General features: G+C 50.1%; 18 protein-coding genes. 11 read left to right on the forward strand and 7 right to left on the reverse strand.

Annotated features, from left to right (window positions below):
• The first annotated feature begins 133 nt into the window (after positions 1 to 133).
• The 5 genes from AC5FX6_RS17830 to AC5FX6_RS17850 all read left to right on the forward strand — a co-directional run bounded on the left by AC5FX6_RS17830 (position 134) and on the right by AC5FX6_RS17850 (position 8,618).
• Positions 134 to 304, forward strand: a complete 171-nt coding sequence (locus AC5FX6_RS17830) for a hypothetical protein (protein ID WP_493598309.1) — start codon at positions 134 to 136, stop codon at positions 302 to 304.
• Positions 305 to 419: 115 nt separating this feature from the next.
• Positions 420 to 1,394: a porphobilinogen synthase gene (gene hemB, locus AC5FX6_RS17835; RefSeq protein ID WP_493598310.1), complete on the forward strand. Its 975-nt coding sequence runs from the start codon at positions 420 to 422 to the stop codon at positions 1,392 to 1,394.
• Positions 1,395 to 1,619: 225 nt separating this feature from the next.
• Complete coding sequence (locus AC5FX6_RS17840; RefSeq protein ID WP_493598311.1) at positions 1,620 to 5,357, forward strand: S8 family serine peptidase; 3,738 nt, start codon at positions 1,620 to 1,622, stop codon at positions 5,355 to 5,357.
• A gap of 556 nt (positions 5,358 to 5,913) precedes the next feature.
• On the forward strand, positions 5,914 to 7,851 hold the full coding sequence (locus AC5FX6_RS17845) for a heparin lyase I family protein (protein WP_493598312.1): 1,938 nt from the start codon (positions 5,914 to 5,916) through the stop codon (positions 7,849 to 7,851).
• A 149-nt stretch (positions 7,852 to 8,000) separates the two neighbouring features.
• Positions 8,001 to 8,618, forward strand: coding sequence for a hypothetical protein (locus AC5FX6_RS17850; protein ID WP_493598313.1), 618 nt, complete (start codon positions 8,001 to 8,003; stop codon positions 8,616 to 8,618).
• A gap of 249 nt (positions 8,619 to 8,867) precedes the next feature.
• Here the strand turns inward: AC5FX6_RS17850 and AC5FX6_RS17855 are convergent, their stop codons facing one another.
• The 5 genes from AC5FX6_RS17855 to AC5FX6_RS17875 form a co-directional block, all read right to left on the reverse strand.
• Positions 8,868 to 11,360 (reverse strand): DUF5916 domain-containing protein, encoded by a 2,493-nt coding sequence (locus tag AC5FX6_RS17855; protein WP_493598314.1) that lies wholly within the window; start codon positions 11,358 to 11,360, stop codon positions 8,868 to 8,870.
• Between the two features lie 251 nt (positions 11,361 to 11,611).
• Complete coding sequence (locus AC5FX6_RS17860) at positions 11,612 to 11,992, reverse strand: co-chaperone GroES (protein WP_493598315.1); 381 nt, start codon at positions 11,990 to 11,992, stop codon at positions 11,612 to 11,614.
• Positions 11,993 to 12,009: 17 nt separating this feature from the next.
• Positions 12,010 to 12,537: a hypothetical protein gene (locus AC5FX6_RS17865; RefSeq protein ID WP_493598316.1), complete on the reverse strand. Its 528-nt coding sequence runs from the start codon at positions 12,535 to 12,537 to the stop codon at positions 12,010 to 12,012.
• A 140-nt stretch (positions 12,538 to 12,677) separates the two neighbouring features.
• Entirely contained in the window at positions 12,678 to 13,877 is a 1,200-nt protein-coding gene (locus AC5FX6_RS17870) for a homogentisate 1,2-dioxygenase (protein ID WP_493598317.1), read from the reverse strand.
• Between the two features lie 76 nt (positions 13,878 to 13,953).
• Complete coding sequence (locus AC5FX6_RS17875) at positions 13,954 to 15,639, reverse strand: S41 family peptidase (protein WP_493598318.1); 1,686 nt, start codon at positions 15,637 to 15,639, stop codon at positions 13,954 to 13,956.
• 287 nt (positions 15,640 to 15,926) lie between these two features.
• On the opposite strand from AC5FX6_RS17875, the gene ruvX reads away from it, so the two are divergent.
• The 4 genes from ruvX to AC5FX6_RS17895 all read left to right on the forward strand — a co-directional run bounded on the left by ruvX (position 15,927) and on the right by AC5FX6_RS17895 (position 18,410).
• Positions 15,927 to 16,343 carry a Holliday junction resolvase RuvX gene (gene ruvX, locus AC5FX6_RS17880; protein ID WP_493598319.1) on the forward strand — a complete coding sequence of 139 codons (417 nt, stop codon included), beginning with the start codon at positions 15,927 to 15,929 and terminating at the stop codon, positions 16,341 to 16,343.
• Positions 16,340 to 16,900, forward strand: coding sequence for a peptide deformylase (def, locus tag AC5FX6_RS17885; RefSeq protein ID WP_493598320.1), 561 nt, complete (start codon positions 16,340 to 16,342; stop codon positions 16,898 to 16,900). The genes ruvX and def overlap by 4 nt, the downstream gene beginning before the upstream one ends.
• Before the next feature lie 206 nt (positions 16,901 to 17,106).
• A complete protein-coding gene (locus tag AC5FX6_RS17890) occupies positions 17,107 to 17,895 on the forward strand; it encodes an alpha/beta fold hydrolase (protein ID WP_493598321.1) in 789 nt (262 codons plus the stop codon).
• An 86-nt stretch (positions 17,896 to 17,981) separates the two neighbouring features.
• A complete protein-coding gene (locus AC5FX6_RS17895) occupies positions 17,982 to 18,410 on the forward strand; it encodes a hypothetical protein (protein ID WP_493598322.1) in 429 nt (142 codons plus the stop codon).
• 7 nt (positions 18,411 to 18,417) lie between these two features.
• On the opposite strand, the gene lepB is transcribed toward AC5FX6_RS17895, so the two are convergent.
• A complete protein-coding gene (gene lepB / locus AC5FX6_RS17900; protein ID WP_493598323.1) occupies positions 18,418 to 19,500 on the reverse strand; it encodes a signal peptidase I in 1,083 nt (360 codons plus the stop codon).
• A gap of 147 nt (positions 19,501 to 19,647) precedes the next feature.
• A complete protein-coding gene (locus AC5FX6_RS17905) occupies positions 19,648 to 20,070 on the reverse strand; it encodes a DUF1810 domain-containing protein (RefSeq protein ID WP_493598324.1) in 423 nt (140 codons plus the stop codon).
• Between the two features lie 197 nt (positions 20,071 to 20,267).
• On the opposite strand from AC5FX6_RS17905, the gene AC5FX6_RS17910 reads away from it, so the two are divergent.
• Positions 20,268 to 21,281: a zinc dependent phospholipase C family protein gene (locus AC5FX6_RS17910; protein ID WP_493598325.1), complete on the forward strand. Its 1,014-nt coding sequence runs from the start codon at positions 20,268 to 20,270 to the stop codon at positions 21,279 to 21,281.
• A 121-nt stretch (positions 21,282 to 21,402) separates the two neighbouring features.
• A partial coding sequence (locus tag AC5FX6_RS17915; RefSeq protein WP_493598326.1) for a serine hydrolase occupies positions 21,403 to 22,970 on the forward strand: 1,568 nt, incomplete at its 3' end.

A 22,970-nucleotide genomic window follows, 5' to 3' on the forward strand; every position in this document is an offset into this window, starting at 1 on the left:
GCTTTTCTATACATGCTTTACAACTTTGGAAAAATCGTTGGGGCAGCAGCTTTCCAACTATCCAATTGATTTTACAAATTCCACTCACTTCGTATTTCAACAAGTATAGCCCTGTAACCGGAATTACTTTGAAATGAAAACTACCGCATTTGCCCTCCCACTTCACTTACGAAAGTGGATCATCACATTTGCTTTTGTCGGTTTCCTGATCGGACTCGGCATTGGTGCCTACGTAGCGCATAAGCAGCGTGCAGAAACCGTGAATAACACTTCATCTGCAGTTACTGAGGCGCAGACGGAGTAGTTGCAGCACAGGTATAGCACCTGCCAATTTCTAAGGTATAGCTTCGCTTTGCTCCGCATAAGCCGTACCTTTGCCGTATACTTATGTCGAAGCATTTTAGAGCAAGCGCTATACTATGATCACGAAAAGACCAAGACGAAACCGCTATAACGAAGTCATCCGCAGCATGGTGCAGGAAACTGCCCTGGAGCTGAACGACTTCATCTTCCCGCTTTTCATCATCGAAGGGCAGAACCAGAAAATAGAAGTAGCCTCCATGCCGGGTATTAACCGCTACTCCGTTGACACTTTGCTCGATGAGGTGGCCTCCTGTGTAGACCTGGGCATCAAAGCTTTCGCCCCTTTCCCGAGCATCCCTGAAAACCTGAAGGATAAGTATGCGAAGGAAAGTCAAAATCCGGACGGCCTGTTCCCGAGAGCCATCCGCGAGATCAAGAAGAACTTTCCGGATGTGGTGCTGATGACCGATGTCGCCATGGACCCTTACAGCTCCGACGGGCACGACGGCATTGTGATAGATGGTGAGATCGTGAACGACGAGACACTGGAGGTTCTCGGTAAAATGGCGCTGACACAAGCGCAGGCCGGCGCCGATATTGTAGGCCCTTCCGACATGATGGACGGCCGCGTAGGGCATATCCGCCGGGTGCTCGACGAGAACGGCTTCCACAAAGTGGGCATCATGAGCTATACCGCCAAATATGCGAGCGCCTTCTACGGTCCATTCCGCGACGCCCTGGACTCCGCCCCGAAAATGGGCGACAAAAAAACCTACCAGATGAACCCGGCCAACAGCCGCGAAGCCCTGATCGAAGCCGCACTCGACACCGAGGAGGGAGCCGACTACCTGATGGTAAAGCCCGCCTTGGCCTATCTGGACATCATCAAGCTGCTGCGTGACAACTCCCACCTACCTATCGCCGCCTATAACGTGAGTGGGGAGTACGCCATGGTGAAAGCCGCCGGACTTAAAGGCTGGATTGATGGTGAAAAAGCTATGCTCGAAAGTTTGCTGAGCATCAAGCGGGCAGGTGCTGATATTATCCTGTCTTACTTTACCAAGGACTTTGCGAAGTACCTCCAAAAGTAAGCTAATCAGATACTTCATTAGCTAAAGCGCCCTGTACTAAAGTGCAGGGCGCTTTATTTTCGACCGCTGCATGATTAACACAGGGTGTAATTACCTGTTTTATTAATGTTTAGCTAAATAATGCATTCAGTGTGAACCACTTTGTCGTTCACGCACTTTTAGTTATATTGGTGGTTCTAAACTTCTACCTACTACTACTTTATGAGAGGATTGAGCCTTTGGCTAATGGCTGCGGCACTCGCGACAACTACTGTTAGCTTAGCGCAACAGAGTGGTACTCCGCCTGTGCGAGCAAATGTGAAGGAGCTGGGCCGTATTGCGGCAGCTGAAGATAAAAACTATCGGACGAAACGTGCCGAGGCTATTGCGCTTGCCAGACAGAATGGCTGGGAGATTGAGAAGACCTATCAGGACGGTACTCACATATCGCTACAGAGGCTTGACGAGCTCGGCATGCCGGTCTACTATATCACCTACAACAGCGCCGCCGCTATCACAACCCGCACGGATCAACTTTGGACAGGCGGTAAACTAGGCCTCAATCTAAGCGGCGCAAGCAACAGCGTGACCGACAAAATGGGCGTTTGGGATGGCGGTCAGGTACGCGAATCACATGTAGAGCTGCGCGGTCGCGTAATTCAGAAAGACAATGCCTCAAAGCTGAATGACCATGCCACTCACGTGGCAGGCACGCTTATAGCCAGTGGCCAGAGTGGTATGGCCAAAGGAATGGCCCACGGCGTCAAGAAGCTCTATGCATACGACTTTAATAACAATGCCTCCGAGATGGCTGAAGCCGCACAGGCCAACATGCTGGTGTCTAACCACTCGTATGGCACTATAGCCGGCTGGCGTTACAATAGTGAGCGCAAAGGCACTGACGAGGATCCCTACTGGGAGTGGTGGGGCTCACCGCAAGTAAGCGAGACAGAGGATTACAAATTCGGTTACTACGACGAAACTTCTGTTAGCTGGGACCGCATCGCTTTCAACGCTCCTTATTTTCTGATCGTGAAGTCGGGCGGAAACAACCGTCAGGAACCAGGCCCCGCTGTAGGTAAGCCTTATATGCAGCGCAACACCAACGGCAACTTCACGCTGGTGGCACAACGCCCCGCCAACATCAGCAGCAATGACAGCTATGATGCCATAGCTACTTACGGTACTGCCAAAAACATACTGACAGTGGGTGCTGTGAGCAACATACCGGGTGGCTACAACCAGCCGTCCGATGTTAAGGTTACTAATTTCAGCAGCTTTGGCCCTACTGATGACGGTCGCATTAAGCCCGACCTGGTAGGCAGCGGAGAAAGAATACTGTCTACGACCAGTGTCAGCGATAAATCTTACAAAGCACTGAGCGGCACCTCTATGGCCGCCCCTAATATTTCAGGCTCCCTGCTGCTCTTGCAGGAGCACTACGCTAATCTGCACAACGGACAGTTTATGCGTGCCGCCACACTGAAGGGTTTGGCCATCCATACGGCAGACGAGGCTGGCAATGCCCCTGGTCCTGACTACATGCATGGTTGGGGACTTTTGAACGCTAGTCGTGCCGCTACTATGGTCAGCAATACTAAAGACACTCACCTGATACAGGAGCGAAAGCTGGAGCAAGGCAAAGCATATACCTTTGAGGTAGTGGCATCCGGGGCAGGCCCACTGGTAGCTACCATTTCCTGGACCGACCCGGAAGGTGCTGCGCACGCCATGTTCAGCTCCCTGAATAACCGTAGCCCTCGCCTCATCAATGATCTGGACCTACGCATAACGCACCGCGGAAATACGGTGATGCCCTGGGTACTGAATCCCAATGCGCCTGAACTTCCCGCAACCCGTGGCGACAACGTGGTGGACAATGTTGAGCAGGTGCTCATACCTAACGCTATACCTGGCGAGACCTATACCATAACCGTTGCCCATAAGCGCACACTTCAGAAGGGTCCTCAGGAGTTCTCTGTTTTAGTGAGCGGCATAGGAGGCACTGCCTACTGTGCAAGTGCCCCTACTTCGGAAGCAGGTTCACGCATCAGCAAAATAACATTTGACGGCATTACTACACCTTTTGAGGGTTGCGCCACTTACCGGCTGCAAAACGAGATGCTGCTGACCTTTGAACCGGGACAGACCAAAGTGGTATCGTTTGAGCTAGGCACTTGTGGTGCCAATGCCAGCAAGGCAGCCAAGGTATACGTGGACTGGAATGGCAACGGCAGTTTTGAAGACGCAGGAGAAGAAGCTGCTGTTTCGGGCCTTATCAGTGGCGTCGGGATGTTCAATGCCAGCGTCTCCGCCCCTTCCTTCGTGGAGCCCGGCTATACCACCCGATTGCGCGTCGTACTGGCCGAGACGTCCAACCCAGCAGGTATAAGTTCTTGTGGTTCGTATGCTCGCGGCGAAACGCAGGACTACATCGTCCAGGTAGCAAGGCCGTCTTCAGACATCGCACTACAACAGGTAACGCCAGTCGGTGCATCGCTTTGCGCAGGCACAACCCAGCAGTTTATGGTGACACTCCGCAATAACGGCCTACGCAATCAAAAAGACATACCTGTCAAGCTGGAGGTTTACCGTAGTGGTTCCAAAGTAGCCACCATGACAACGGTCTATACCAGGACGCTGAAGTCTTTCACTACGGATGAAGTTTTACTGACAGCTGACTTTCAGACGGAAGCCGGGGCCACTTATGAATTGATTGCCACGGCTGGCGCTGCTGGTGATGCCGTGCCTGAGAACAATACGCTGACCAAAACCTATGGCGTCGGCGGCAATACAGCTGCCCCACAAGCTGTGGCTACACGCTGCGGTGAACAACCTAGCTATACCCTGACTGGCACAGGTGATGGCACCGTGTTCTGGTACAATACGGCAAGCGGCGGTACACCAATAGCGGCAGGTAATTCAACTAGTATCGCTACGAGTGGTCTTAACGGTACCCTCTATGCATCTCTCAATGATTTCTCGGCCACTGTTGGTCCAGCCACCAAGAAGTTTGCAACTGGCGGCGGCTACAATCAGTTTACGCCGGATGTGATCGTAGAAGCCCGAGCTCCTATGATGTTAGAAAGTGCTCGTCTGTATATTGGCAACTCAGGTAAAATCACCTTTACAGCCTATAACAGCAACGGCTCTCCGGTGTCGACGCGAACGATCACAGTGGAGGCTACACGCACTACTCCTGCTCCAGGAGTACAGGAAGATGATCCGAACGATAAGGGAGAGGTATACTACCTGGGTCTGGAACTACCTGAAGCAGACACTTACAACATTGCGATCAGCTATGACCATGCCAACGGGGCCACCATCTACCGCAACAATGCGGGCGTAACAGGCTATCCGTTCGGTGTGAGCAATGTGTTCACCATTACTGGCACTACCGCTAATCCGGGTGCACTTAGCTATTACTATTATTTCTACGACCTGAAAGTGCGGGCATTAGGCTGCATCAGCCCAAGGGTAGCGGTACCGGTTGAAACTGGCACTCCTTTGCCAACTCCTGTGATCACCCGCCAGGGCCTGAGCCTACAATCAAGCGCTACGGATGGCAATCAGTGGTTCCTGAATAGCCAGCCTATACCTGGCGCCACTGAACAGACCTTCACCCCAACGGAAAGTGGCGACTACAGTGTGCAGGCACAGTGGAAAGGATGCGTTTCTACACGATCGCAGCTCTATACCTTCGCTTACCAGGCTAACGGACGCACCTTGAAAAGCGAGCTGGTAGCCTCTCCTAACCCAAGTACTGGCGTGTTTAAGGTACAGTTTGAGACCGAACAAAAAGAAGACTTGTTCCTAAACGTAACAGATATGCTAGGCAACCTGATCTACACCCGAAAAGTAACAGGCTTCAACGGTTTCTATGAAGCCGATATCAATCTTTCGGCGAAGAACTCAGGCATGTACCTGCTTCGTGTGAAGTTCGGCGATCAGACCTTTACACAGAAACTGGTACTGCAGCGGTAATAAGTAATAAGCAATCAGAGGAGCCCTGACTATCAAGTCGGGGCTTTTTTGTGTCAAATCCTTAGGTTTAAACCAACATATACCTTTATCACTTTTAGAGGCAACACCCGAAATGGTGGTAGCCAATTACATGCTCCCTGTACTGCTCAACTATCCAGTTAAAGCATGCATGTCCTTTCTAAATCAGCTAGTCTGTCACAATTTAAAAATGCTTTTCATATATACTTTTTTAAGAGTAGATGCCACAAACGGTTCACCTTCTATACCACTGAGTTTGAATAACATTACTTACTATTCACTAATTAAAAGACACAATCCCTGTTATAACACAGATTATAACAGGGATTTGTCGTATTATTTATAAACAGCATACCGAATCAATAGAACTGTTTTCTAACTATTCAGCTTGATATTACAGACTTTCTTCTTTCTAGAGCCTCTTACTACCCCAATAATTAAGAAGAAAGAATCGCTTCCTATGCGATAGCACACCTTGACCCCGCATTGCTTCCGATCTGTCATCACAGATCTATACTCAAGCTTTAATTCAGGGACCATGCTCAAAACTATTTCTATTCTCTACTTCTTGCTGTTCTCCTTCAGTGTATTTGCCCAGACAAGCCTGGTTCCATTTGGCTCCTCCTGGCGATACCTCGACAATGGCTCTAACCAAGGTACTACTTGGCGTGCTGCAAATTTCAAGGACACTAAATGGAAGGCAGGTAACGGCAAATTTGGCTATGGTATAAGTGATGCCACAACAGTGATAAGCTTCGGGGCAAATGCCAGCAAGAAGTATATCACTACCTATTTCAGGAAAAGCATCTCTATAACAGATCCAGCCATTTATACCTCTTTTACTGTCAATGTGAAGAGAGATGATGGAGCGATAGTTTATGTAAATGGCAAGGAAGTACACCGGAGCAATATGCCTACAGGCAATGTGTCCTTTAGTACATTGGCCAAGGAAGCTACTGATAATGGAACTACTCCTCAATCATTCACTATCAACGCATCAGCCTTTTCGAAGGGCACTAACGTGGTAGCAGTGGAAGTTCATCAGGCACAGGCTAACACGCCTGATATGGCTTTTGATCTGGAACTTGTAGCTAACCCAATTCCTCCACCTCCAGCAGACCTGACCCCTCCTACAGTAATAAGCATCGATCGCCATAACCCAACTACTGAGAGCACTAGTGCTTCGGCATTAACCTTCAGGATAACCTTCTCCGAAAAGGTTACGGGTGTGGATGCAGCAGATTTCATAGCTACTACTTCAGGCACTGTAAGTGAATCGGGTTCATCAGTTGTAGTTTCGGGCACTGCTGGCAGTATTTATGACCTGACTGTCAGTTCTGTTTCTGGCGAAGGCACCATACGTCTGGATCTAAAGTCGAGCGGCACAGGCATTACGGATGTTGCCGGCAATGCCATTAGCGATGGCTACACCGGTGGGCAGAGCTTCGTAATCGAACAGCCCGCCCTTGAACAGCCCAAGGTGCTATATTATGAAGGGTTTGAAAGTGGCAGTGGATTCACGGGTATGAATATCCAAACCAGTACTGCGTATGGTTTCAATGTGGTAGGTAATCCGACTTATCAAGACCTGAAGGTTGGGCGCTGGGAATTGAGGGCGGGCGACCCTCCCGCCTCTAATGGTACCCGGGCGGAGGTGCTTTTCTCTGAAGAATTGGCAAAGCAGGAGACATGGCACTCGTTTGTAGGCTATTTCCCATCGGAAGACAATTTGATCGACACCGATGACGAGGCTTTCAACCAGTGGCATCAGGGAAGCACCTTTGGCAGGCCAATGATGACATTCAGAACTGAGAACGGCCGTTTTGAAGTGCTCAGACGCTCTCCTGATGGAAGTAAAACACATTACTATATCATGGGGTCCATTATATATGACCAATGGGTTCATTTTGTGATCCACTTAAAGCAGCACCTGACCGAGGGTATTATGCAGGTTTGGATAAATGGTGAACTCAAGATGGATTATCAGGGCCCGACTATGTTTGATGGCCCAATCGGGAGATGGAAAATGGGTATCTACAAAAGCAGCTGGAATAACAACTCGACCACTAACTCCATAAAGCGAGTGTGGTACGTCGATGAAGTCAAAGTAGGCAATGCCACATCAACTTACGAAAGTATAAAGCCTGACGCAGGCAATAACCTTAAGTCTCTAACCACTACAAAAACTGATGAGCTGCATTTAAAAGCCAATGCTCCTGAATTAGATACGGAGGAGTCAGGGCTGTTAGAGGTATACCCGACCTTCGCAAAGAGAGGCTCTGCCATTACCTTGAAAACTAGCGACATTATCGCGCAAGAAGCATTTGTATCTGACATTACAGGTCGGCTTGTTTATGCGCAAATGTTTACCGGACGCACTTCAATTGAAACCGGCAACCTGCCAAATGGGCTTTACTTTGTAAGCCTGGGAGGTGAAAGGCATCTCAAAAAACGTAGATTTATAATCACGGATTGATTCTCAATACATAGTAGCTGCCTCCATATTGGAACTCAATAATAGAGGCAGCTTTCCTTCACTTGCACCCATTGCCCTAAGCTATACCTGTTTTGCGAACCGGGTAGTATTGTCTATCTTCAGCAGAACAAATAATCAAAACAGACACTATGAAGAAATCACTACTCGCTATAGGTATGGCGTTTATGTTCGCCTCGTGCGCCCAGCAGCCACAGGCCAGCAGCACCAGTACTGCTAATACTGAAACGACTACACAACAGGAAGCTACCACTTCCCAGTCACCCGTAACGGCTACACAGCAGGCATTCTTTGACGAGCTAAGCAAGTTCTGCGGCAAGAGCTTCAGAGGCATGGCCGTATTCCCAGCCGACGGGAAAGACCCATTTGCTGGCAAAGAGCTGACCATGCACGTCAACGAATGCACTGACCAGGTTATCCGTATCCCTTTCCATGTGGGCGAAGACAAATCCAGAACATGGGTGATCAGCCAAATGGAAGAAGGACTGCAACTGAAGCATGACCATCGCCACGAAGACGGCACACCAGACGAAGTAACCATGTACGGTGGCATTGCCATGGATACAGACAATGCCAGCACGATGCGCTTCCCGGCCGACGCCTTCACCGCCCAGCTTATACCTGCCGCCTCTACCAATGAATGGAACCTGGTACTCAGCCCGGATGGCCGCACCTTCAGCTACATCCTGAAGCGCGACAATCAGCTCCGTTTTCAGGCAGACTTCGACCTGACCAAGCCGATCAATTAAGGCGCAGGTATGGCTGAAGAGAGATTCTGGAACTTAGCAGCTTCCTTTTGTGGATGAAGAGTTTAAGATATGATTTGCTCGCGTCCCGCAAGTGTGCGTTTTCCAGCGTACTCTGGCCGCTTATTTTATGCCGGCAGGCGACAAGTGGCCTAACATCTCTAATGTACCGTCATCATTCTATCCATTATCAAACAGGAGGGCCCGAAGCTGCTATAGCTTCAGGCCCTCCTGTTTAGGTATATTACAAACTTAGGATTTCGAGAATTGCCTCTTTAGTACCTGGTAGTCGATAAAGTAGAGTACGCGCACCGATAGGCTGTTGGTTTGAGGACCTGTGATAGTGCGGGTAAAGTTCTCGTGATAGCGAGGGACAATGTCACCCTGACTCTCCAGTATCGCGTTCTTCCACATGATGCTGATTTCGCTGCCGGGCGCAAACCACCACGAGTAGATCATATCCACATTGAAAGTGTTGAAGTTGATGTTATGGTTAGGGAGCTCCTTGTTTTCGAAATAGCCACCGTGGGGGTATGGATCGGTCAGCAGTTCTCCTTTGTCACCAAGCTTAAAGAAGCGGTTATACTCCGCCTTAGACCAATAATGCCGCGCCCTTAGCGATAGGGACATCCGGTTGTTGAAGATATAAGAACTGGTGAGCTCATTTGACACCGTGTTCACATCACGCAGACCGAATATCACGCTTTCTGAAATCCCTCGCACCTCGTCCTTCTTAAAGTCATTAGCGTAGCCCATGTCGTCGTGCCTGATGTTACGGCTATACCTGTAGATGAACATCAACTTGTCATTGACACGGTAACGCGGCGCTATAGAGTAGCTAAAGTTTTGGCGATCGTGCTCATCGAAGGTGCGATAGCTGAGCTCCACATCCAGCGCCAGCTTTTTGCGGTAGTCCGACGATATCCAGGTACCGATGCTGTGGTTGACTGGGAAAGCATAGTAGCGCCCTTCTACCCGCGGTTCAAAAAAGTCGTAGGTCTCGACTGGCTCCAGGTTGAAGAAAGTACCCATGCTCAGGAAGTTGCGGAAAGTGCCGCTCACCCTGCCATAGATCACGAAGTTCTGGAAATCGTCGGGCTTATACCTGCGACTGTACTGGGCTCCGAGCTGGGTATTCATGTTGAGCAACTTCCAGAATGGCTGGTAGATATTATACCTTAGGTTCAGGTCTTCGTCCACGGTGTTGCGGATGAAGTTAATGCCCATATCATTCGGGTCGTAGGTGTCGGACTTCATGGAGTGGGTATAGCTATACTGGAAGTTACCGCTCACTTTGCCTGCCCCGATGCTGTACATATGGCCTAGCTGCGTGTCGCCGGTGTAGTATTTCTGACTCAGAGCCGCCCGGCCATTTATCGCATACTTATTGCCTTTGTTGGCGATCCGGAAGAGCATGCCGGTTAAGTTGGCATCGTAGGTGCTGCCCTCCCGCATTACGTTGGTGTTCACGAGTGTTACAAAGGAGTTATTCTTCAGCGACTGGTCCAGTACCAGGATGTTGTAGTTCGTAAGCGGTTGCGTTTCTTTCTGGAAGCGATTGCCTTCACTATCTTCCAGCGTCGCATACTGCCTGCCCACTACTGCATTAAACAAACCAATGCCCAGGCCAGACTGCGTGCGTCCCGAGATCTTGGTGCCGTTGAGCATTTTGGTTTCGCGCGGATTCTCAATGATGGTGTTACCTTGCTGCTCCTCCCTATCCGCACTCAGGTAGTTGATAGGTCTGCCGCCAATCCGGCGTGAGTATAGGAAATCACCTTTATTGAATAGCTCCGTTCCCTCCATAAAGAAAGGCCGGTACTCGTTGAACTGCACCTCAAATGGTGATAGATTGAGCACCTGGTTATCGGACTGCACCTGGCTGAAATCAGGTATCAATGTCATGTCGAGTGTGAAAGCGTCGCTGATACCGTACTTCACGTCCATGCCCCCACTGAAGTTCACGTTGTTTTCGTAGTCCACGCTCCCATCGCCGTTGCGCACCGGATATTTCTCGGCGTAGCCTGACACGTAAGGCGTGAGCGAAAGTCGCAGTGGCGCTTCCACATTTTTGATGCCTGTCAGCTTGCCCCATTGGTTTACAAAACCATTATTAGCCGGATCAACATGGTTCCAGAAAAAACCCTGCCGGGTGGACTGGCGGTTGCGCATGAAGTTGAGTCCCCAGAGTTGCTCGGGTTTGCTACTGAAACGCAGCGCAGAGTAAGGTATACGCATCTCGGCAATCCAGGAATTCCCCTCTAATCTGGCACTACTCTCCCATACGGCATTCCAGGTGAAGTCTTCGCCGTTGGACGAATACCGGGCGTCAAGCTGCACACCTGCCGGCGTCACAAAAAAGCCGAACCCATTGATCTGGTCGTTATACGTATCGAAAAACACGCCGAAGAAGTCAGTGTTGCCCAGATCGTCGCGCTTGCCCAGCTGCTTGAAAATACTGTCAGGCGATACGTCATGCATGATGGCTCCCACATAAATAAACCCGTCGTCGTATAGAACGCGCACTTGTGTGGGATGCACCTCTTTTGGACCGGGGTTAGGCCGGTTTTGTATAAAGTCTGTCGCGATTTCAGCCTGTTGCCATACCGCCTCGTCGAGCGTACCGTCAATTTTGATAGGTTCTGTAATACGAAGCGCCTGCAACTGCTTGGCGCTAGCAGAAATGACAACCTTTTTCTCCTGGGCCCATACTTGCTGTTGCAACAGCAAGATCAGTAACAACACAGATCTTCGCACAAACAGAGACAATGGTAGACAATCAATCATAAAATAAAATAGCGATCAAGGTGAGTATCAATACAAAGGTATAGAATAGATACCCCCAAGTCCACAACAGTTGCTTTTGTCTGAAAATAAACCTGCCAACATCGGCTATCAGAGGGTAGACTGACTGTTTTTGTCTACCAAGGGCTACAAAATCAAAGCGCCATACCTGACTTTCAGGTATGGCGCTTTAGCAAAAGCTAAGGTAAAGCCTATAAATCCTCTTCGCGTACCAGCATAAGCACAGCCGATTGCGGCACAATGAAGTATTTTTCGCCTATGTAGTTGATCTCAATGGCATCGCGTTGCAGGTAGATGGCCAGGTCGCCTTCTTTTATCTGAAGCGGCAGGTAGCGCACCTGCTCCTGCTCCTCGTCTCCTAGCACTTCTTCATCAAAGCCATAGTCGGTCGGCATCGGATATCCGGGGCCTACTTTCATCACGTAGCCCTCCTGCACCTTTTCTTTCTCCTGCACGCCGGGCGGCAGGTATAGCCCGCTCTTGGTTTGCTCCCGCGAGCTTTTCGGCTTGATCAGCACACGGTCGCCGACAATGATGATCTTCTCGAGTTTGTTGCTTTCCGAAATTCTCATGGATAAGGTATGCATGATTAAATGGGGTCTGCTGTTACTTTAAAACGCATGGCTGCCTTGATCGCAATATCACGAGTGATCGGCTTAGCCACAGCGGCTCTTGTTCTTACTGTATACGTTTCTCCTTTAATATACTCGTCGAGTTTGGCGTTGGTCGATTTCAACTCAATCGCTTTTACTCCTTTTGGCACTTCATCCAGATAAGCTATTCTGGTCTCATTGCCCTTGTCATTGCTCAGGTATATTTCGATACTGCGCAGAAAGTCAAAGTTTTCGCTTTCGGGCTCGGCAATGGTAAGCGTCAGCTTGTTTAGGCTCACATCCTTTACCAGTTCGGCGCGGGTCTTGTTATTCTTAAACGTCTCCGACGAATTCGTCTTAACAGGTACAGGCGACAGCGGTGTAATCACGCCTATAGGAAAGTTAGACTCGATACGAATTGTTTCTTCCTGGTTGATGTAGAAGGTAAGCAAATCATCCACCTTGTCGCAGGATGTTCCTATAACAGTGAACAGTACAAGTACTGCTAACAATATTTTCTTCATAAAAAGGTAAAATTTAAAGTACTCTCTGTTAATCAATTTAATACCCTACAGGCCTAAAAAAGGAGAACAGCCTTGCGGGCTGCTCTTCCTAAATGCCTGCACAGAGTGCAAAATTAATAAAAATGACTGAGAGTATAAGCTTAGTCGAACATGTCGGCGGCACGAGTCGTGTCCGGGCCGTTCTCGAGCCAGCTCATCGGGTAGTTCTTGTCCATCAGGCCTGCTGCCTCCTCGGTCAGGTATAGCGGCTTAAAGGTGTCGATCATAACAGCATATTCGTGCGTTTCTTTCTTGCCTATGCTCGCCTCGACTGTACCTGGGTGCGGACCATGTGGTATGCCGCCCGGATGCACCGTAAACGAAGCTCTGTCCACCCCCTTGCGTGACATGAAGTCACCAGCCACGTAGTAAAGCACCTCGTCGGAGTCTACGTTGGAGTGGTTGTACGGCGCAGGTATAGCCTGTGGGTGATAGTCGAACAAACGCGGCACAAACGAACAGATCACGAAGTTGTGCGCCTCAAAGGTCTGGTGTACGGGAGGTGGCTGGTGGATGCGGCCGGTTATGGGTTCAAAGTCATATATGGACAGCGCGTACGGGTAGAAGTAACCGTCCCAACCTACTACGTCAAACGGACTGAAGTCATAATAGTACTGGTGCAGCATACCGTCTTTCTTGATCTGCACCAAATGCTCGCCGCCTTCTGTGTATTCAATCAGTTCGTGCGGGGCACGGATGTCGCGCTCACAAAACGGTGAATGCTCTAACAGCTGACCAAAGTGATTGCGGTAGCGGCGGGGCGTTTCGATCGGGCTAAACGACTCGGTGATCAGCAAGCGTACCGGACCGTCGTTGAAGTGAAACTGGTGGATAATGGTGCGCGGAATCACGATGTAATCGCCCTCACGGAACTCCAGCTTGCCCATCTGCGACAGCAACACCCCACTACCTTCGTGTACAAACACTACCTCGTCGGCCTGGCCGTTTTTGTAGTAGTAGTCCATTTTGCGCTCCGACGGGTTGCAGATGCTGATGGCCACGTCGCTGTTGAGCATCATGGTCTTGCGGGCGTTCAGGTAGTCGGTGCCGGTATTGGTCTGGTCGAGTGTCTTGAGGTGATGCGGGGCCAGCTTCACACCCTCGGCGATTTTGGGGGCATAAGGTATAGGCTCCTCAATGCGGGTGATGCGCGTCGGCGGATTCTTATGGTACAGCAACGATGACAGGCCACTAAAGCCCAGCGTGCCCACGAGCTGCTCGGCATAAAGACTGCCGTCCTCTTGCCTGAACTGCGTATGGCGCTTCTGCGGGAAGGTGCCCAATTTATGATAGTAAGCCATTCCTTTTCTCTGGTTATGGTTTCAAAAAGCTAACCTATCGGTCGCCTTTTCAATACAAGTATACTATTCTGATTTGTTAAACGCCACCCTTGGCAAGTCGCTGCGCCTTACCGAACTGGCGCATGGCTTCCTGAAACTCCTCGTCCTTGTCGTGCAGGATCGGGAAGAAGCCTGAATTGCCGTATACGCTTCGGCCGATAAAAGCTTTTACGTTGTTACGCAGCAAGGCCTGTGAGCGCTTATACTGTGCCTCGTCATACGTTACTTCTGACTGTGCTGCCATACGCATCAACTCCTGCATCATTTTGTCAGACACATTGAAGGACTTCACAAACTTGTCCATCGACATTTTCTCAAGGTCTTTGCGGTTGTCGTTGTAGTAAGCCAAGGCATATTCCCGAATCACGTTTTTGCTATACAGCTGGCTTAGCAGCTCTGACATTTCAGTCGTATCGCGTGCCACAAACACGTCAGGCATGATACCGCCACCGCCGTACACCACACGGCCCTTGGATGTTTTGTATTTAAGCGAATCCACAAACAGGCTGCTGTCCGGATGGAAGTACTCCCCATTCTCAAAGCGGTTCAGTATGTCTTTCTGATAGTCCTCGGTGCCGGCCACATAAGGCTTTTGGATAGAGCGACCGCTTGGCGTGTAGTAGCGCGAAATGGTAAGGCGCAACTCCGAACCGTCATTGAGCGGGATCGGCATTTGCACCAGTCCTTTGCCAAAGGAACGGCGGCCTACAATCAGGGCGCGGTCGTTGTCCTGCAGGGCGCCGGCCACAATCTCAGAGGCTGAGGCGCTACCTTCGTCCAGAAGCACAATCACAGGGCCATTTTCAAAGTCGCCCTTGGTGCGGGCAAATGACTTGGAGTCGTAACGAGTGCCTTTGCCGTCGGTATACACGATCATTTTGTCGCCCGCGATAAACTCATCGGCCATGCGGGTAGCATGATCCATGTAACCGCCCGGGTTGCCGCGCAGGTCCAAGATCAGCTGTTGCATCCCTTTCTTTTTGAGGCTGGTCAAAGCGGCCTTGAACTCGTCGAAGGTGTTGGAGGCAAAGCGGCTCACTTTGATATAACCGGTACTGCTGTTCACCATATAGCTCACATCCACTGACACGGTTGGAATCTTGTTGCGGGTAATGGTGAAGTTGAACGGTTTCTTGTTGCCCTTGCGGAGCACCTGTATTTTCACATCAGTACCTTTTGGACCGCGCAGACGCTTGAATACGCCCTCATTGGTGATACCTGTTCCGGCCACCGTCTCGCCATCCACCGTGATAATCTTATCCCCGGCCTGTATACCTGCCGCTTCGGAAGGTCCCCCACTCAAAGGAGTGATCACATAAATTGTATCTTTAAAAATATTGAACTCCACTCCTATACCTTCAAAATCACCTTCGAGGTATGAGCGGGCCATGGCCAGATCAGCTGCCGGAATGTATGAGGTATGCGGATCGAGCTTTTCGAGCATTTTGGTAATGGCATGATCGGTGAGTTTCTCTGTATCCACAGTGTCCACGTAATCGCGGTCGATATAGCTGAGTATATCGCGGAATTTTAAGTAAGCCTTGGCCGTGCTCTGCGGGTTGTTATCGGAAGGGGAAAAGGTATTCGCACCGATCAGTACCCCGGCAATCAGGGCTAAGGCGATGTATAGGGGCAGGCGCACCTGAAAAGGCGTGTTACGGGGTTTGCCCTGCCCTGTCGTTTCCGGTTCCTCCTGCGGGTTATATTGGGTTTCTTCGCTCATCTCGATCTCTATAAACGGTTAAATATAAAGCTAAGCGGGCGCTTTTGTACAGCTTTATGGAGATAAATATTCACACTTTGCAATGCAAGGCTTCTTTATGAGTATACCTGTATGCAGCACAGCTTGTTATTCTTTCAACAAAGCTTTGGTCGGGTTTTATTCCATTTTAGTATAAAATAATGCTGAAGCTAGCTTGCCCCTTCAATTCCCGATTAAATCTCTTAACTTTGTATTTTTAAGCGCAAATACCCAGCCAGACAAGGCCGTATGCGCAACACAAAGGCACTATGGCGAGAATTTTAGGTATAGATTATGGCAATAAGCGGGTGGGGCTGGCCGCAACGGACACACTCCAGATCATCGCGTCGCCACTCGAAACCATCCATGCCAAAGATGTGCTGACCTACCTGAAAGCCTATACCCAGCGTGAACCTGTTGAGGCTATTGTGGTAGGCATGCCCCGCCGTCTGACTGGTGAGGCCACCGATGCTACGCCACATGTCATCGGTTTTGTGCGTAAGCTCCAGAAGGAGTTTCCAGGTATACCGGTGCATACCGTAGACGAACGGTTTACTTCCAGCATGGCCCAGAAAGCGATGCTCGCCGGAGGCCTTAAGAAGAAAGACCGCCAGGACAAAGGGACCGTAGACCGTGTAAGTGCCGCCATTATTTTACAGTCGTATTTAGAAAGCAGAACGATATGATTTACCCAATTACCGCCTATGGCGACCCGGTGCTGAAGGAGCCGGCACAGGATATCCCGAAAGACTACCAAGGCCTGAATGAGCTGATTGAAGACATGTTCACTACCATGTACCATGCGCATGGCGTGGGGCTTGCTGCCCCCCAGATCAGCAAGGGTATTCGCCTTTTCGTGATCGACTCAGAGCCAATGATGGATGAAGGCGATGAAGGCAAAGGTGTGAAGAAAGCATTTATCAATCCTGAGATCATCGAAGAGGACGGCGAAGAGTGGGGCTTTGAAGAAGGCTGCCTGAGCATACCGGGTGTGCGCGAAGTAGTGTATCGTCCTGAGCGCATCGTGATCCGTTACTTTGACCAGGACTGGAACGAGCACACCGACACCTACGACGGCATGACGGCCCGTGTGATCCAGCACGAATACGACCATATCGAAGGCATTCTGTTCACGGATCATCTGTCTGGTCTTAAAAAGCGCTTGATCAAGAATAAGCTCACTAAAATATCGAAAGGTGAAGTGGATGCGGACTACCGCATGAAGTTTCCGGTGAAACGATAAGCTATACCTTACCTTAAACAAAATCGCCTGATGCAGCAGCTGCATCAGGCGATTTTGTTTTTAATGTTACGATTGCTCAACTCAGCAGCCATAAAGGACTAAACACCAGTTTTTTTGTGGAACTCTCATGCATCATGCCTACCTTAGTGGATACATCTATTTAATTGCCACTATTTTTGTTCACTGCACTTTCTAAAACTAACACTATGAATGCGATAAAACGGAACAATGTCACGGTGACCGGAAAAGGAGAAAAGCCTATGTTGTTTGCCCATGGCTACGGCTGTGACCAGACGATGTGGCGCTATGTCACACCTGCTTTTCAGGATGATTATAAGCTTGTTCTTTTCGATCACATCGGTTTTGGTCACTCAGACGCCTCTACCTATACGAAGGAGCAGTACGCCTCTTTGCACGGCTATGCAGCTGACGTGTTGGAGATATGCCGGGAACTGGATCTGCAGGATGTCATATATGTAGGCCACTCAGTTAGTGCCATGGTGGGCGTGTTAGCCGCCATAAAAGAGCCGGAGCGTTTTTCCAAGCTAATACTAGTGAGCCCATCTCCAAGCTTTATAAATGACGGCGATTACTACGGTGGCTTTTCACGGGAGGATATAGATGGCCTGCTGCTGGCTTTGGATGGCGATTATCTCGGCTGGTCTAACAACATTGCCCCTGTCATTATGGGTAACGCGGATCGTCCGGAACTGGCCCAGGAGCTGGCGCAGAGTTTCTGCACGAGCAACCCTGTCATTGCAAATGATTTTGCACACATCACGTTCCTGTCAGACAACCGAGCGGACCTGACACGGGTAAAAACTGACACCCTGATATTGCAGTGCTCAGAAGATGCGATCGCTCCGGTTTCAGTTGGCGAGTTTACACAGCGAAGCATTCCTAACAGTAAGCTTGTGGTATTGGAGGCAACAGGTCACTGCCCTAACTTGAGCGCACCTGATGAAACGATCGTGGCTATCAAGAATTTTTTATAGAAATACCGTACATGTATCTGTGCAACCGCGAAACAGCAGCGTTGCCATAAACAGGCTTCCGGGGAACAGATAAAGAGCTTTTGTTATTGATAGAGAATATAGAATATAAAGAATTAAAGAAGGCTAACGGAGATACATTTCTGGAGATTAAAAGACTGCCCGGCGACAGCTTTTTATTAATGAACTGGATCGGCATTCAATCCCTTGAAACCATTGTGATGGGTAGCAACCAAGTGCTATCAATGTTGCGACAAGATCCATGTCAGGGTATTCTGAACAGCAACCGTGAGTTGATTGGACCTTGGGACGCCGCCACTAACTGGTTAGCCTTTAAATGGGCGCCTCAGGCCAAGAGCCTGGGGTTGCGCTACTTTGCGCATGTGCTCTCCCCTGGTATTTACGGGCAGCGTTCTTTTAAATCACTCTACCCTTCTCTCCGTGAGGTACTGGAGGTAAGATCATTTGATAATGAAGAAGGAGCAGAGGAATGGCTCCGCTCACAGCTACTCAAGTAAAGCCCCCTTACTCTATCCAGCTAAACAACCTACTCCAGCGTACCTTATCCAGTACGCCAGCCTTTTCGTCCACCGAAAACCAGGTGAACAATGGCTTGCCGACCACATGGTCTTCCGGCACGAAGCCCCAATAGCGTGAGTCCAGCGAATTGTGGCGGTTGTCGCCCATCATAAAGTAGTAGTTCTGTCGGAAAGTATAGCTTTTCGTTTCCTGCCCACTTAGGTATAGCCTGCCATCACGCACTTCAGCATTTTCATTTAGCTCGTAGTCCAGAATGATCTTTTGGTAAAGCGGCAGTGTTTCCGGTGTAATGGCTACCGTGGCACCTTGCTTTGGGATATAAAGCGGACCATAGTTATCGCGGTTCCAGCCATGGCTGCCAAAGATGCCCATCTCCGCCTCCCCAGCTTGCATTTGTTGCAGCTCCACCTGTCTTACAAAATCGAGTGAAGCCAATGCCTTGGCCTTTGCAGGTGTGGTATACAGTATGTAACCGCCCTGCACCTGAAACACATCGGTGAGATCCCGGTCTACAAAGAACTTCTCCTGCAGCACCTTGTCAGTAGTCACAGAGTATGCATACTGCATCTGCTCTGGGTTATCGAGAGGCTGTCCGTTGATGTATACCTGCCGGTCGCGGATCTCAAGCATGTCGCCTGCTATACCTATGCAGCGTTTGACATAGTGCGTGCGTTGGTCCATAGGATGCTCCGTTTCCATCGGAAAATTAAACACCACTGGGTCGTTGCGTTTGATATCTGAGAAGCCCGGCAAACGAAAAGATGGAAGCTGTAACGCATCAGAGTAGGAAGGGACATCTGTGCCCCAGATGGTCTGGTGCGTAAGCGGCACCTGGAGTGGCGTCATAGGAGTGCGGGGGCCGTAGTGCAGTTTACTCACAAACAGCCGATCACCTACCAGCATGGACTTTTCCATAGAAGGCGTAGGTATGGCATAGGCCTCAAAGGTCGCCCATCGGAAGAAAGTAGATACTACCACTGCAAACATCAGGGCATTGCCCCACTCCCGTAAAGCACCCTTTTTAACTGAACTCTCGGCAGATTGTTTCTTCCAGAATCTTAGCTGCATCTTATAAGCATAGTAGGTTTACTATACTTTAACTGCGCAACAGGTCAGCATATTATACCTACTGCAATGAAAATTATATGGCTATACCTGCGAGACACGAACGCCTCAAAACCTCTGCATCACTTGAAGAGGATAAAAAGACGGGAATTACTTCAAGAGTTGGACTGTTTTTTCATCGGCTTCTCCGCTATAATATTTATTGAGCACTGCCTTGAACACCGGGTCAGCACCAGGCACGGCTGCAAACAGCGTCATGCTGGAACGCAGTTTCAGGTCATCGGGATTACCCAATACCTGGTTAGCCGTTTTTCCCTCCTGTGCTAACATGGCTTTTGAGATTTCCACCAGTCGTGGCCCGAGCACGGGGTGCTGCAGGTATAGCCTGGCCTCTTCCAGGTCTTTGATGGCGTAGTAACGGGCAGTCTCACTATACCCCAACCCTTGCAGCTGCGGAAATATAAACCACATCCAATGGCTACGCTTGCGGCCATTTTGTATTTCGGAAAGTGCCTGCTCATAGCTGCTGGCCTGGGCCTCCAGGAATCGGGATAGGTTATCAGGTGTCTTCATATTGAGCGAGATAGAATTAATGGTTCGGTCTTATACACTGCATGTACGTAGCAGGTAGCCAACTGTGCACTCCCTGCCACTTTGATTCAGGCTGTTCTTCTCACCTTTTGACATCCTGCTTCGTGGGCTGGCATCAATTGAAGAAACAGATCCTGCTATCAATATACAAACTTCACAATTCTCCGTACACCGCAGGTATGGCTTTCCGACAAATCGCTGTTCTGCTTGCACTTACCTTTTTGCTGCCACTGGCCGGGTATAGCTGGGGCTTTTTCGCGCACCAACGCATTAACCGCCTGGCCGTCTATACCCTACCGCCCGAAATGGTGGGCTTCTACAAAAAACACATCCGCTACATTACAGAGAACGCTGTGAACCCTGACCGGCGCAGGTATGCCGTGGCAGGTGAAGCGCCGCGTCACTACATCGACCTGGACGTGTATGGCGACAGCGCCCTGTATAAAATGCCCCGCTACTGGCAGCAGGCCGTCGAACGCTACGGCGAAGACACGCTTATGGCGCATGGCATTGTGCCCTGGCATATCAACCGCATGAAACTTCAGCTCACGCAGGCCTTCAAAGACCGGAACCTCGACCAGATTCTGCGCCTCTCCGCCGACATAGGCCACTACATAGCCGATGCCTGCGTGCCACTGCATACTACCCGTAACTACAACGGGCAGTTTACAGGCCAACGCGGCATACACGCCTTCTGGGAAAGCCGCCTACCGGAGCTCCTTTCCGATAACTATGACTTCTTTGTGGGGCAGGCCCGTTACATTGAGCAACCACAGCTCAAGGCCTGGGATATTGTTGCCAGCGCACACCTGGCTCTTGACTCAGTGCTCAGTTTTGAGCGAGAGCTCACGATGGCATTTGACGAAGAAAAGAAGTACGGCTATGAGGTACGCGGCAACCAGACCACACGGGTATACTCCAGAGAGTTTTCAGAAGCCTACCACCGCCGGCTGAACGGCCAAGTCGAACGGCAGATGCGGCTTGCCATTAGCTCAGTGGCCAGTTTTTGGTTTACGGCCTGGGTAGATGCAGGCCAACCTGATTTACGTCAACTGGCTCCTGCCCTGTCGGTAGAAGAACAAGAACGCCTGCGCATGGAGTTGAAGGAGTACGAACAAGGGCCGCACCTCCCGCGCGAAGAAGGCGAAACCCACCTGCACCGCGAGGTAAGGATTTCAGGGCGCAAAGAGTAGTACCGTTGGCTCTATATTAGTTTTACTGATACCCGATCAGCGTATATACAACAACGAGCAGGCGGAGCTATGCAAAGGATACAAAATTGCCTATATTGCCTCTGTATCCATTTACTTGCCTATGAACCTTACCTATACCTTCCTGAAGCGCTTTGCGCTACTCCTGACCTTGGCAACGGTCACCAGCCTGCAGGTTAGGGCTCAGCAGAACACAGCTGCCACCCTCCAGAAACTGGACGCCTATTATCAAAAAGCTCTAAAAGAATGGGATGTGCCAGGCATGGCTATCGCTATTGTGCGAAACGACTCTGTCATATTTGCTAAAGGCTACGGTGTACGCGACCTCAAGGCCGGCGGGCAGGTAGACGCCAATACGGTCTTTGGTATTGCTTCCAACTCCAAAGCCTACACGGCGGCTGCTCTTGGCATACTCGTAGACGAGGGCAAGCTCAACTGGAATGACAAAGTAACAAAGCACCTGCCTTGGTTACAGCTTTATGACCCCTATGTAACGCAGGAGCTGAACATCAAAGATCTGCTCAGCCACCGTGCTGGCTACCGCACGTTCAGCGGCGACCTACTCTGGTATAACACCACCTTTAGCCGGCATGAGATTCTGGAACGTGCCCGACACCTCAAGCCAGCGTACAGCTTCCGGGACGGATATGGCTATTCCAACCTCATGTTCATCGCCGCTGGCGAAGTGATCGAGGCAGTATCCGGTCAAACCTGGGAAGACTTCATCAAACAGCGTTTCTTTACACCGCTGGGCATGAACCGTTCCTATACCTCGGTGAACGAGCTAAAAGGCAAAGACAACATTGCCTCGCCACACGGCTTTGACGAAAAGAATAAGCCTTACCCAACTACTTTCACGGCCTGGGACAACTGGAACCCGGCTGCAGGCATTTTTACCAGTGTGAACCAGCAAGCCCAGTGGCTGCGCCTGCAACTGAACCGCGGCACCTACAAAGGCCAGAAGATTTTCAGTGAAGACGCCAGCCGCATGATGTGGACCGCCCATAATGCCATGCCTGTCTCCAAGCAAGCAGAAACCAATGTGCCTTCCACACACTTTTCGGCTGCTGGCCTGGGTTGGATGATGAACGACTACGAGGGCCGTAAAATACTGGCCCATGGCGGCGGGCATGAGGGTATGAACAGCCGCACTGTGCTGGTGCCGGAAGAGAACCTCGGCATCATTATCCTGACCAACAGCATGAGCAGCATCATGTCGCCGTTGGCCAACTATACCTTAGACCAGTTCTTCGGGGTGCAAAACGGGCGCGACTGGAGTCAGTTCTCACTCGACAATATAGCCAAAGCACGTAAAGCGCAGGAAGAAGCTGCAGCTAAGGCAGGAAAGGAAAAGTCGCGCAAAAGCAAGCCTACGATGGATTTGGAAGCCTATGCCGGCACCTACAACAGTCCGCTTTATGGCGATGCAACTATTACAGTGCAGAATAAACAACTTGTGTTGGATTTGGCCCCTGCCCCTGCCTTGGGTGGTAAGCTGACGCACTGGCAGCACGACATTTTTAACTTGGAGTGGAAGAACAACTTCGCATTACTCACACCAACCAAAGTGCGCTTCATTGTAGGACCTGATGGCAAAATTGCAGAAATGCGTTTAGATGCAAACAACCCGGATTTTCACTTCAGTGAGCTTGAATTTAGGAAAGTAAAGTA

The organism is Pontibacter sp. LHS2 (assembly GCF_058932845.1).